Source organism: Paenibacillus sp. LX16 (genome assembly GCF_036252815.1).
Lineage (GTDB): Bacteria > Bacillota > Bacilli > Paenibacillales > Paenibacillaceae > Paenibacillus > Paenibacillus polymyxa_B.
Genome location: NZ_CP141152.1, coordinates 4,945,987 through 4,958,003 on the forward strand (window position 1 = coordinate 4,945,987; position 12,017 = coordinate 4,958,003).

At 47.0% G+C, this 12,017-nt stretch carries 11 protein-coding genes; 3 read left to right on the top strand and 8 right to left on the bottom strand.

The features are described from left to right. Positions 1-13 precede the first annotated feature (13 nt). Positions 14-949, bottom strand: coding sequence for a DNA-binding transcriptional repressor DeoR (locus T3H97_RS22280; RefSeq protein ID WP_023990386.1), 936 nt, complete (start codon positions 947-949; stop codon positions 14-16). Between the two features lie 275 nt (positions 950-1,224). Here T3H97_RS22280 and T3H97_RS22285 point away from each other — a divergent pair, with 275 nt between their 5' ends. Beyond that, positions 1,225-1,638, top strand: coding sequence for a chemotaxis protein CheW (locus T3H97_RS22285; RefSeq protein ID WP_039273916.1), 414 nt, complete (start codon positions 1,225-1,227; stop codon positions 1,636-1,638). A 72-nt stretch (positions 1,639-1,710) separates the two neighbouring features. On the opposite strand, the gene T3H97_RS22290 is transcribed toward T3H97_RS22285, so the two are convergent. The 6 genes from T3H97_RS22290 to T3H97_RS22315 all read right to left on the bottom strand — a co-directional run bounded on the left by T3H97_RS22290 (position 1,711) and on the right by T3H97_RS22315 (position 10,143). Continuing rightward, complete coding sequence (locus T3H97_RS22290) at positions 1,711-2,817, bottom strand: slipin family protein (RefSeq protein ID WP_328800906.1); 1,107 nt, start codon at positions 2,815-2,817, stop codon at positions 1,711-1,713. A 244-nt stretch (positions 2,818-3,061) separates the two neighbouring features. Beyond that, positions 3,062-3,199: a hypothetical protein gene (locus T3H97_RS22295; RefSeq protein WP_328800907.1), complete on the bottom strand. Its 138-nt coding sequence runs from the start codon at positions 3,197-3,199 to the stop codon at positions 3,062-3,064. Between the two features lie 346 nt (positions 3,200-3,545). Continuing rightward, the gene (locus T3H97_RS22300; RefSeq protein ID WP_328800908.1) at positions 3,546-6,473 is read right to left on the bottom strand and encodes a glycosyl hydrolase; all 2,928 of its coding nucleotides are present in this window, start codon (positions 6,471-6,473) and stop codon (positions 3,546-3,548) included. Between the two features lie 628 nt (positions 6,474-7,101). Next, positions 7,102-8,202: a bifunctional diaminohydroxyphosphoribosylaminopyrimidine deaminase/5-amino-6-(5-phosphoribosylamino)uracil reductase RibD gene (ribD, locus tag T3H97_RS22305; protein WP_328800909.1), complete on the bottom strand. Its 1,101-nt coding sequence runs from the start codon at positions 8,200-8,202 to the stop codon at positions 7,102-7,104. Then, a complete protein-coding gene (locus tag T3H97_RS22310) occupies positions 8,199-8,963 on the bottom strand; it encodes a GTP cyclohydrolase II (RefSeq protein ID WP_328800910.1) in 765 nt (254 codons plus the stop codon). The genes ribD and T3H97_RS22310 overlap by 4 nt, the downstream gene beginning before the upstream one ends. A gap of 82 nt (positions 8,964-9,045) precedes the next feature. Then, on the bottom strand, positions 9,046-10,143 hold the full coding sequence (locus tag T3H97_RS22315) for an FAD-dependent monooxygenase (protein ID WP_328800911.1): 1,098 nt from the start codon (positions 10,141-10,143) through the stop codon (positions 9,046-9,048). A gap of 256 nt (positions 10,144-10,399) precedes the next feature. On the opposite strand from T3H97_RS22315, the gene T3H97_RS22320 reads away from it, so the two are divergent. Then, the gene (locus T3H97_RS22320) at positions 10,400-10,735 is read left to right on the top strand and encodes a winged helix-turn-helix transcriptional regulator (RefSeq protein WP_023990392.1); all 336 of its coding nucleotides are present in this window, start codon (positions 10,400-10,402) and stop codon (positions 10,733-10,735) included. A 138-nt stretch (positions 10,736-10,873) separates the two neighbouring features. Here the strand turns inward: T3H97_RS22320 and T3H97_RS22325 are convergent, their stop codons facing one another. Continuing rightward, on the bottom strand, positions 10,874-11,266 hold the full coding sequence (locus tag T3H97_RS22325; RefSeq protein WP_134904074.1) for a winged helix-turn-helix transcriptional regulator: 393 nt from the start codon (positions 11,264-11,266) through the stop codon (positions 10,874-10,876). 149 nt (positions 11,267-11,415) lie between these two features. Here T3H97_RS22325 and T3H97_RS22330 point away from each other — a divergent pair, with 149 nt between their 5' ends. Continuing rightward, positions 11,416-11,934, top strand: a complete 519-nt coding sequence (locus tag T3H97_RS22330; protein WP_272639155.1) for a DJ-1/PfpI family protein — start codon at positions 11,416-11,418, stop codon at positions 11,932-11,934. The last annotated feature ends 83 nt before the right edge of the window (positions 11,935-12,017 follow it).

Here is a 12,017-nt window from a genome sequence, read left to right on the forward strand (position 1 = left end):
AGAACGACTTGCTCTATTGTAAAAGTGCTTGTGCCGTAAACTGATCCGTCACCAAGATATTCGCATACTTGCCACGCAACGATGCCCGAATGGCCTCCACTTTGCGCTGGCCTCCAGCGACGAGAATGGACTTCTCCTTCTTTCGCAAATCAGGCAAATCAATCCCAACGGTACGGCTGTTAATTTCCTGACTGCATATATTGCCCTCAGCGTCAAAAAAGCGCGAGCAAATATCGCCCTTGCCAATTCTTTGCAGTAGCTTCTGCTCTTCCCCGTTAAAATAGCCCAATCGGAACAGCAACGCATCCTCCTTGACCGTACCCACCGTAAACACAGCGATGTTCGCCTGCTTGCCAAGTTCAATAATACGCTGGATATGCCGATCCTCCTCGACCATTTTCTTAACGGCGTGACTGTCGAAAATCACAGGCAGCGGCAAATACCGTGCTATGGTATGAAAGGCTTCTGCGAACAAATTCACGGTTTCCACGGCATATGTGTTGACATGTGAATGGCTCACGCCTCCTTTGAGCTGAACCACTTCGACACCCTTGACCTGCTTTTGTTGGAGATGAAGCGCCACGGCATGCATTGTTGTTCCCCATGTCACTCCAATAATATCAGCATCCTGTACCGTTTCATGCAAATAATCGGCTGCTTTTTTGCTAATATGCTTCTTAATCTCCTGATATTCATTTAACGGCGAATAACAGACTAACACGGTATCCAGTCCGTATTTCTTCTTCACCTGCTCTCCGAGCGCGTCCATATCCTCCATCGGGTCCACAATACTGATCCGCACGTATCCCTGTTCCTTGGCAGCCTGAAGTAACCGCGATACCGTAGGACGCGAAACCCCGAGTCTGACCGCGATATCTTGCTGACTGTAGTCGTTTAGATAGTATAATCTGGCTGCCTCGATACTTAATCGCTGCTTTTCATGATCCATTCTACCTCAACCCGCTTATCTTAAAATGTAGTTCCATCGGACACAGCTTTAGTCCCAAACATTATATATGAAGGGAAACTTGAAGCCACGCCTTGGCCGTATGGTTGTTATTTTGGAAGATTTAACTGCTCGTTTGTGATATTCTGTGATTAACTACAACTACTTTACCGCATCCTCAACTTTATCGTTCCATCTGTCAAAACGCAATAGTTAACCCATTTTACCGCTCATTCACAACCTGTGATGGCTTATCTGAATATGTAAGGAGAATTGCTATGTCTGAATTTATTGTGTGCAGTCTGGCGGACAAAAAGTTCGCTTTAAACTTTCTGGAAGTAGAAGAAGTCATGAATGCCAAGAAGGGAACTCCGCTTCCCTTTTCCGAAGCGTGGCATGAAGGAATGGTGACTATTCGCGGTGGTGTCTTTACAATCCTTAATTTACGCAAAAAGCTGCTTCTTCCTGCATCAAGCGATTCCTCCGAGGACAAAATGATTTTGCTCAGCCGTGCGAAGATTGCTCTGCTTGTCGATCAGGTGGAGGACACGGCTTCTGCCGAGGACAGTCAGCTACAAAGCAATGAGGAAGAGTGGCAACGTGAGTTGTTCCCTACCGTGATGGAGCATCAGGGTACCCTCATTCCGGTGATCGATATGGACGCTTTTCTTGCATCCACCAAGACGAACTAAAACGCAAAATACTCCCGAACCTTGAGCCGACTTGCACTCATCGTTCGGGAGTATTTTCAGTTATTGGAGTCCCTACCCCTCTTTCATGTGAACCAGCGTGTTCAACTGCTCCAGCAACGTATTCCCGCCAGTCAGCGAAATCGTGCCAATCTTCTCGCAGATTTTTTCCATGAATTCCAGTTCTTTAAGACGATAGAGGGTGGCATTCTCGTCCATCAGCTTGGCCGTATTGAGCAGACTACGAGTGGATGCCGTCTCTTCACGTCGTGTGATGAGATTGGCCTGTGCCTTCTTCTCTGCCAACAGCACCGTATTTAGAATATCCTTGATATCCCCCGGCAAAATAATATCCTTCACCCCTGCTGACGTAAAAGTCACTCCATATTCGCCGCTCCGCTCATTCAGTCGAGTCAAAACATATTCCGCAATCTCTTGCTTCATTTTCAGCAAATCATCCAGCTTCATCGTGCCAACGTATTCGCGTAGCAGCAGTTGAAGCATAATGTACATTTGCTCCTCGTATGCTCGGTATTCCAACGCCCGCAATGGATCAATGATACGGTACTGACAGACGAAGTTGAGGCGCAGCGTGATTTTGTCCTCTGTCATGATTTCCTGTCCCATCAAGTCCAACTGCTGCTGTCGCATATCTATCGTTTTGATCTCTGTATTCACCGTGGACATCCAGAAATAATATTTACCTGGTTTCAGCTCACCCTGCAACACATTATCGTAATACAAAAAGCCCATTTCATAGCTGGCCACCTGAAGTGCCTTCCAGAAGCCCGGTGTCTTGGACAAGAATGCTTGCCCCAATGCCTTATCAATTGCAGGCTGTCGAGTATCTGCACGAACAAAACGATGCTCCTTAAGCATGTTCCAAAAAGCATATTTCCCAGCCGTCAGAAGCTCCACAAACCGATTATCCTCATAATGCAATACATATTCATGGTCCTCTACATCGATGACATTCAATTGTTCAAGCAATAGGGGATCTGTCAAAAACAAACGAACATCATGATCCGGTACAAAAAATGGTTCGGCTACATTCAAAATTTCAACTGCTTCCTGCTGAAATGTCTTCAATAGGTAAGTTCCTGGATGCAACAACTTGTGGTAGCTTCCTTTTTTGAACAGCAGCCCGCGCTCATCAGATTTAATCGTTATCTTCTTAAACATCGTATCACTCCTAGTATTTAAAATCCTCAACTTAAAAATGTACATTTCCGCGTGTAGCGGCTTCACGTTCCATTTGATCTTCCGATCGCTGTTGCCCGCCTTAAAACCAACACACATTTTTAAAATGAGGATTTTTTATTTTTATTTGTTGTAGTAGGATTAGTGACCCTTGCAGAGCATTCCTTCGGGGTGGACGGCGGGGTCAAGCTTGAGGAAAAAGGAAGATACCGCCTGTTTCCGTGTTCTAGGGATGGGATTCATCAGCCCAGCATCGACTGTGAATCTGTACCCCCGAAGCCTCGAACCCTGTCGGCGCTTGCTCTCTCCGGTATCCGCTGGCCGCATAGCCATCGCCCCGGTATCTGTCATCGAGACCAGACATGGGATGCTCTCATCCGGGTCTTTTCATTGTTTTTATTCGATCATTCGAATAAGAAGTCGCGTGGAAGGCGATTGGGAATTGAACCCTAATGTTGGTGGATACATCAGATTTACAGGATACCTGACCCGATCAGGGCAGGCACTGCGGGACCTTTGGAAATCCGCGCCTCGGTAATATCTTCCTGTATCAGCCTTTATCATTATCGCGCAACCTGGAACTCACGAACATGGCGAAAGTATTACGACCCTATAAAAAAACAAAAAAAAACACAGGAGAAGCGTATGTGCTTCCCTTGTGTCTTTCTTTCTATAGTTAACTATCGCGTTCGTATCCTAGGTCTGATCCACTAGGATATTTTCTCGAAAACAGGATCAACGCTCGGTAATGGAAGTTCTGGAAGTTCTGGAACGTCTGTCGTTGTAGAAGCAATCTGCTGGTGTGTATAGCTGAATGAAGGGGTCTCGTATTGCAATCCCGCCTTTTCATAGGTAAACCAATAGCTGACAGCCTTCCCGATATCGAGGCCTGTAACCCGCTGCTCCCAGACACCGCCGTTGTTTGTCATCCGGTAATTGAGCTGTTGTCCACCCGTTAAAGTATAATGCACGTCAACATAGGCTGAGGCTGTTTTGGGTGTAAATTGAAGCAATGCTTCACGATCGCTGACAAAACGAGCTCCTACTTTATAATCCTCCGTTTCTCCGCCACCCTCATTACCGCCAGATGCTGCCTCCGTAGTTACCGATACAGCATGGCTTGCTGCAGATAGGTTACCAGCTGCATCGCGAGCCTTAACGGTAAAGCTGTAAGTGGAAGCTGCTTTTAGCCCTGTAATTGAAGCGGAAATACCGCTTATCTCTGCCGTCTGTGCCCCGTCCTTATAAACGATATACCCCGTAACGCCAACATTGTCTGTGGCTGCATCCCACTCCAGAGTGACTGCCGAAGCCGTTTTGGTCGTAACTCGCACATTCGCCGGGATGGATGGAGCCTCCGTATCAGGCTGCGGATTGCCACCGCCGCTTCCATTTCCGGTATTAAAGCTGTTCGACTGCACGGTAATACTGTGCCCATCTGAGAAGGTTACTGTTTTGACCTGGTTTGTAAAGTTGTAGGCCACATAAGTTTTTACACCGTTTTTTTGAAATACGGCATAAATAGGTGAATTAGCGGTGATGCTGCGGTCGATGTTGCCTAAAGCATCCAAATTGTAGATCCAGTGGTAGGCATTCGCCTTGGAATTCCCCGCTTCCGGTGTCATGGCCGCTACGCGTCCACTGAATTTGGCCTTGGCATCGGACGGGTTCGAGATCGCTCTGTACATATACACAATATCTTCCCATGGACTGAAATTCCCACCGCTTTTTCGCAGCAGATCGTTATAGTTCTTAGCCGCATACTCCGAATATTGCGTCAGATACAAGGAGGCCGAGGTAATCGGGAGCCAGTTGATACCATGCACCTCTGTGGCATTATCGGTCCACCATGTTGCATTCCCTACCGTTTTACCGCCCCAGATCATGCTTGCCGTCGCGCTTTGCATCCCCGCTGGGGTGTTTGTGCCATGCACATCAAACCAGTATTCGTTAATCGCATTCAGTTCCGTTGTATATAAATAAATGCCGAGATCACGAGTTTGAGTATTTCCCGTCGCCTCGCCCCATAAAATAAGACCGGCCCAAGCATTCATCGCCTCCGAGGAGGATTCATTGTTGTTACCGTCGCCAAATTTGGCATGGCCGGAAGCCCAAGTGTGCCCGGCATAGGGATCAAAATTACGCAAATACGGAAATTTCGAATCAGACCTGTCGGTATTGGCGATGTCGCGAATGAGCAACTGCACCATTTGTCCCCATTGGGAATCGGATGCCCAGTTCTTGTCCACACGTGCAATTTCGGCTGCGGCCTTGATAAAGTATCCATAATGGAAGTGATGGTCATTTAATTCTACCGCACTGCCAAAGCTGTCGGGATAACCGATTAATGTCCCCCAATTGCTGTTGTACACAAATAGACTGGAGCTTTTCAGATTTCCTGAGCTGTCACTGGCCTTAAACCAGTCCTGCAGCCGGCTTTTGATCTCATTGCGGAACTGGGTCGCTGCTTCGGTATTGCCAGCCTGGTCGGCAATCGGTGCCAGTGCTGCCAGCTTGCCCAGACGTTTTCCAGTCCAGTATGTGTCTCTATCGCCGGAGTAGACTTCCGCCTTAGCTTCGTCTATATAACTGTTGAGCGTTTTTTTATCGTAGGACCCCAAGTCGGGCAAAGAAGGCAGTACCCCTGTAAACTTCATTTTCGTTTGAAAAGAAGCACCCTCTGCTGTTTTCATCAGACCGCGGACAGAATTGTACGTATAGCCCAGCAGGGGTTGTGATGAATTTTTCCACTGATGCGGGTATAAGGCAAAAATAGTGCCCGCTTGTGTACCTTGCTTCGCGGTTGTTGTAACGGTAAAGGTGGTTGTTACCTCGGAAGAGGCTTCGTTAAAGCTGTACTGTGCTTTGGAGTTTGTAACAAAAGAATAGGCATATTGCTGAAGCTTGTCCAATGTCGCTTTTGTTTTGTCAGGCAAAGCCGCCACTGTAAAATAATTTTTCCCGTTCAATTGATTGATCAGAGTACTCGTTCCGAGGCCAGACCAAGTGCTGCCGGAAGGAGCAAACAAACCATAGTGTGAGCCATTGACCGTAATGCCAAGTACAGGGGAGCTAGCTGACCCAGACCATACCTCTGGCACCCCATTAAATGAAAGCTTGGGATTGCCACCGCCAAACTCAAAAAAAACATAGGGGGAGCCGTGTCCATAGGTAGCACTCATTTTATTGCTACCGCTTTGAAATAATGATTTGACAAACCAGTCGCTGAAACCGTCCACCTTGGCATCAGGAAATGAAGCGCTTACAGAATGGCCGACGGTAAAATCGTTCACATCATCCATCCAGCCTGCAATGTATCCCGGATTTACTGTAATTTTCCCACTCGGGTTAAAGATGCGTAAACCGTTTTGCTGATTTTTCAAGGCAAGGGGATGCGGATATTGAGCCTCAGAGTATGGTACCCAGGCCAGGCTGCTCCACCAGTCATTGGTAGGCATTGGGCTGGTTACATTCGCTGTTTTGTAAATCTCGTTTTGCGGTGTTGCTGCTCCGGCAGGTAGTGTGGTTGAATATGAGCCAGCGCCTTGTGTGACCTCACCCGAAAAGGCTTTAGTAGAAACCGGTGCAGCTAAACATATCAGACTGGCACTTAACAAGCATAATATCATTTTTTTCACAACCTACATCCTCCTTTGAATTCTATAATCCCTTTCACTGTAAGGCTTTTCCCTTCTCTTCCAAGTTGAATTCAATTTCATTGTGCTCGATCTCAATTTCCAGGTCAATCCTTTTATTTCTATATTCTAACTAAAAGAGGCGAAAGTCTCTAAAAATACAAGAAACCAGGACGAAAAACCCAAGTATGCGTAATTATATTATCTCTAATTCACCCCATTAGACATTCACCCTATGAGTTATTCATCCCATTAACCATTCACCCTAATAAACGTTTAGTATATAAAAAAAGAATCCTCCAGGCCTTTTAGCCCTTCAGATTCTCTGTTCTTTTAAGTATACGAGCTTTTGAGCTTTTGAGCTTTTGAGCTTTTGAGCTTTTGAGCTTTTGAGCTTTTGAGCTTTTGAGTACTTTGCCCTTCCCCCTTGCTCCCAACATTTCGAAAAAATGAGTGCCTTTACGGTGGGCAGCAGCGGAGCGGAGGGGTTGAATCTGGAGAAGCGTAAGCGTTCGCCTTTGCCGTGGGATTCTTACCTTTAAATGTCTTATACAATCCGAAGAATCCTACTGCAACAGCGATCGGAAGATCAACCCCTTCGCGGAGCGCCTTCTTCACCCACAAATAACACTCATTTTTCCCGCTCAAAATACCCTTCTATCTTCCAGTCTACGCCCACCTGTGTCACGCTCAAATCCTGCAATGCCACCGCATCGCTCATCGCAGACACGCCCTCTCCCCCGAGAAAGCCCGGGGCTGCGCGCCCTCCAACCAGCTTCGGTGCAATATACAGAACCAGCTTGTCTGCCAGCCCTTCCTGCACGAACGAAGCGTTCACCTCGGCTCCGCCTTCCACGAACACCGATGACACCTCCGCTGTACCCAGAATATCCAGCATTTGCGGCAGGTTAACCCGATCGCTGTTTTCATCCTGTGTCGGATATACTTTTACACCCAGCTGTTCCAGCTGACTACGCTTGCCTTCATCATAAACGCGTCCTGTGAATATCCAGGTAGGTGCCTCCCCATCTGTAATGACACGGGCATCCAATGGAGTACGAAGCTTGCTATCCAAAATGATACGAATCGGATTCCGTCCTTCCGGTAGACGAGTCGTAAGCTGAGGATTATCGTGAATCACCGTCTGTACACCGACCAGGATTCCCACATGCTCGTTACGAAGACGATGCACATCTTCCCGTGCAGCCTCAGATGTAATCCACTTACTTTCCGAGGTCCGAGTTGCAATTTTACCGTCCAGCGTTACTGCTGATTTGATCGTAATAAAAGGACGCTTGCTCACGATATATTGATTGAACACTTCATTCATGCGGATGGATTCCTGCTCACATACTCCGACAATGACCTCAATGCCTGCATCTTTCAAAATCTGCACCCCTCTGCCGGAAACCAGCGGGTTCGGGTCCAGCGCTGCAATCACCACTCGACGAATGCCAGCCTTCACAATCGCTTCCGCGCACGGGCCTGTCCGGCCGTGATGGGAACACGGCTCCAGCGTTACGTAAATCGTCGCTCCCTGAGCGTGTTCACCCGCCATACGCAACGCATGAATCTCGGCATGTGGCTCGCCGGGCTTCAGATGAGCGCCGATCCCAACGATACGACCGTTGTTAACAATGACTGATCCGACGAGCGGATTCGGTTCTGTTTGCCCTTTTGCACTTCTGGCATTTTCCAGTGCCAGTCGCATATATTTTTCGTGAGTGGTCATAGAACCTCCCTGAGATCGGAATCCCGCAAATGGCCGGATCGTTCCACTTTTGTATTCAAATACCGTTCATTATATTGCGACACATCGCCCCAGAGCGGCATGCGACCCGCCACATTCATACCCGACTTCTTCAAAGCATCCATTTTTTTAGGATTATTTGTAATCAGGGTTACAGGTTTTTGTCTCAGGTGACGGAGCACACTAATGGCATCCGCATAGTTGCGTGTATCATCTTCAAAACCCAATTGATGATTGGCTTCTACAGTATCCATGCCTTCTTCCTGCAGAATATATGCCATTGCTTTACTAAACAAACCGATTCCGCGGCCTTCATGATTAGCCAGATAGAACAATGCACCCGTTCCATGTTCCACGATCATTTTCATGGACTGGTGGAGTTGAAATCCGCAATCACAACGCTTGCTACCAAAAATATCTCCAGTATGGCAAATACTATGCATGCGAACTAATGCATTTTCCGACTGTTGAAGATCACCGTACACCAAAACGCTTGACTGTTGTCCCTCTGCCAAATCCAGTGTGGACAATCGCTTCACAATCGTCTCAGCGGTGGCATTCAGTAAATCCTGACGATCTTCCTCATCCCGTACGGGCAACCAGCAGTACCACTGAAAAACAACCGTTTCTCCTTCCAAATTAACTGGCAGCTTGATCGGTCCTACCAAAATCGTCGAAGATTGCACTCCGCGAACGGTTTGAATTTTATCGTTAAGTAGCGTAGCTACATCTTTTTGGTTCATCACTCTGCACCATCCTTTATATGAGCTCTATATAGAAAATGCCTAATTCTTCAAAGGCTAATCGCATTGTCAGGGTCATAAATCATTGAACTAAGTGTAAGAAATGTTCATGAAACGTGGATTCCATCGTCAGCTGCCGTTCCTGAAGCTCGGTGACAGTTTGTCGTCGTCCGTCTTCGAACGCCTTTAGGTCTCCTGCGGTATAGCTCTTCTGTCGTAAACGAAGAAGCTCACTGGCTAGCACATCGGCATCCTTCAAAGCTGCATTCAAGCCAAAAGCTCCGGTAGGTGTCATGGTATGCGCCGCATCTCCAATAAGGACCAGTCCGTTCTGCGCCCAGGTGTCACTGCGGCTGCTGAAAATATCCAACGGTACGAAGTCCTTCCATGAACGAATATGATCATGCACACTATGCTTCAAATCTGGAAAAGCCTCTGTAAACAGTTGTATAAATGGTTCAAAGGATTGCTTAAATAGGGTTGGAAAGCTGCCTTCCTCTACATTCCAGCCAATTTGAATATATCCCTCAGCCTGAGAGAATAAAGCCAACTGACCTCCATTGACCCGTGCCAGACGAGTGACGGGCTCCCACCCAGCAGGTGCCGTAATTTTCGCCCATAGCAGATCATAGCCGTGTCGAATGTTTGTCACAGGCATCTGCGCCAGCTTGCGCACAGTCGAATAGCGACCGTCTGCCCCTACAATCAACGAACTGTCAATCGTGATCTCATGACCGTTCTTATCGCGGGCGATCAAGCCCGTGTAGCCCTGCTCGCTGTTACCTTCCAACGCAGTCACCGTTGTACACGCCAGGTAACGGAAGGACTCATAGGTTGACGCCTGCTTGAGCAAAGCCTCCAAAAATCGAGGCTGTGGAATATGAACCCCCACATTACCATCTGCTGATGCTGGCTTGACCGTCTTCACCTGCTGCTGATGCTCCCAATATTCGATTCTTGTGGAGGCGAGAACATAGTCCTCATGAATTTGTTCGAGCAGCTTATGTTTTTGGATCACTTCCTGACCCTCATCATTTAAAATTTCACCGCGGAAAGCCTTTCCGGGCACGCTCTGCCGCTCAACCAATATCGTTGAAACACCCTGCTCCGCCAGTAGGCAGGATAACAGAGTCCCTGCGGGTCCTCCTCCAACTACGCACACTTCACATTCCAGCTTCATCTGACTTCCCCCTACGCCCAAACCATGACCTCAACGATTAGTCCGCACCTGTCCATTTAGTTACATTATTAATAATATCAAAATAAGTTCAAATTTTAAGTATTCATATATGGATATCCGTATCAAAGCTAATAAGTTACTTTATGTAACAAAGTATATTTATATCATTCCGTTTCGTCAAGTAATAAATTTATGTAAAGTAAAATCATTTACTTTTAACAGTGAATCGTTAATAATAGGAGCATGAGGTGATCATATGAACATTCCGCAGATGTGCCCACGGTTTGAAAAGGCTATGGAGCTACTAAGCAAGCGTTGGACGGTGTTGATCGTATTTCAACTAACTAATGGTCCGCAACGTTTCGTCGCTATTGAGAATTCAATTCCTAATTTAAGTGGAAAGGTCCTTTCGGACCGTTTGAAAGAGCTGGAGGAAGAAGGAATCATACAACGTATGGTTTATCCTGAGAAGCCTGTACGGATTGAATACTCTCTTACAGATAAGGGACGCGATTTAGCTCCTTTGTTTGACCATATCGGTACTTGGGCTACACGCTGGATTGAGGTTCTACCAGCACTTGAAAAGCAATGATCCATATGGGCTACAGTTATTTTTCCTAAACTAACATGATAAACACACACAGACTGCTAACATGCCAAAGAACGCCTTTGCTCTAAGTGCAATTTGTACTCATAGTGCAAGGCGTTCTATTTTTCATATGAAGGAACTTTAAACGTCCCCCTCACCGCTGCGTTGCATTTCCTCACGAATGGATTGCACCCGTTTTTTCCCCCAGTCATACATCATCTCCACAATGGGTAAAATCGTCATTCCCAGCTCGGTCATCGAATACTCCACCTTTGGAGGTACCTCGGGATACACTTCCCGGTGCACAATACCGTCCTCCATCAACTCCCGCAGCTGATTGGTCAGCACTTTATGCGACAGCTTCGGAAACAGCCTTTGCAGGTCACTGAAACGGTGCGCCCCTTCCACACCCAGATGCCATAAAATGACGACCTTCCACTTTCCACTTAACACTGACAAGGTTAGTTCCTTTTCGCAGTTATAGTCTCCGTTAACGATTTTCTCCCGTATTTCTTCTCTCAGCGTATCAGTCATATATCAACTAACTCCTTTTAAATCATCATGGTCTTGCACTCTAATAGTAACCTGCAGGTAACCTCCGTACTTGAAAGTGCATTCTTCACAGCCTGACGAGTCCACCCTACAATAGTAGATAACGTTACACATTCAAGGAGGAATACAATATGAGTAAAAAAGCTCTTTTTATTATACCCCCAGAGCGCTTTAATGAGGATGAATTGTTTAAACCAAAGGAAGCACTGGAGCAAGCAGGTGTTACTGTGACGCTAGCTAGTACAAAAACAGGCGAAATCACGGGTGACTACAACGGTAAAGCGACAGCTGATCTTGTTTTTACAGACGCTGTGCTGGCTGATTATGATGTAGTATCTGTGATCGGCGGATCAGGTACGAATGACCATCTGTGGAATAACGCGGATCTCCAAGCTTTGCTGAAACAAACTCATGAGCAAAAGACTTTATTGGCTGGCATCTGCGCAGGCTCTGTAGCCGTGGCTCAAACCGGACTGCTCTCTGGCAGAACGGCTACATGCTATCCAGTGGATGTACAAAAAGATCAGCTCCAATCGCATAAAGCCGAATATGTGGCGCAGCATGTCGTTGCGCATAGCGATATTATCACGGCCGATGGCCCGGATGGTGCTGAGGAGTTTGGTAAAGCCCTCGTTCAAGCTCTGCAATAAGCGCATTCTCGAAGTTCCAGGTGGCACTTTAAACAACACGCAACAAGCCGCATCACGTCCTTTCTATTGTATGGGACCTGATG

Excerpts from the sequence above, each read along its gene's own strand:
- T3H97_RS22285 (WP_039273916.1), top strand. The coding sequence starts at position 1,225 with ATGTCTGAATTTATTGTGTGCAGTCTGGCGGACAAAAAGTTCGCTTTA.
- T3H97_RS22295 (WP_328800907.1), bottom strand. The coding sequence starts at position 3,199 with ATGTCTGGTCTCGATGACAGATACCGGGGCGATGGCTATGCGGCCAGC.
- T3H97_RS22315 (WP_328800911.1), bottom strand. The coding sequence starts at position 10,143 with ATGAAGCTGGAATGTGAAGTGTGCGTAGTTGGAGGAGGACCCGCAGGG.
- ribD (WP_328800909.1), bottom strand. The coding sequence starts at position 8,202 with ATGACCACTCACGAAAAATATATGCGACTGGCACTGGAAAATGCCAGA.
- T3H97_RS22325 (WP_134904074.1), bottom strand. The coding sequence starts at position 11,266 with ATGACTGATACGCTGAGAGAAGAAATACGGGAGAAAATCGTTAACGGA.
- T3H97_RS22330 (WP_272639155.1), top strand. The coding sequence starts at position 11,416 with ATGAGTAAAAAAGCTCTTTTTATTATACCCCCAGAGCGCTTTAATGAG.
- T3H97_RS22320 (WP_023990392.1), top strand. The coding sequence starts at position 10,400 with ATGAACATTCCGCAGATGTGCCCACGGTTTGAAAAGGCTATGGAGCTA.
- T3H97_RS22310 (WP_328800910.1), bottom strand. The coding sequence starts at position 8,963 with ATGAACCAAAAAGATGTAGCTACGCTACTTAACGATAAAATTCAAACC.
- T3H97_RS22290 (WP_328800906.1), bottom strand. The coding sequence starts at position 2,817 with ATGTTTAAGAAGATAACGATTAAATCTGATGAGCGCGGGCTGCTGTTC.
- T3H97_RS22280 (WP_023990386.1), bottom strand. The coding sequence starts at position 949 with ATGGATCATGAAAAGCAGCGATTAAGTATCGAGGCAGCCAGATTATAC.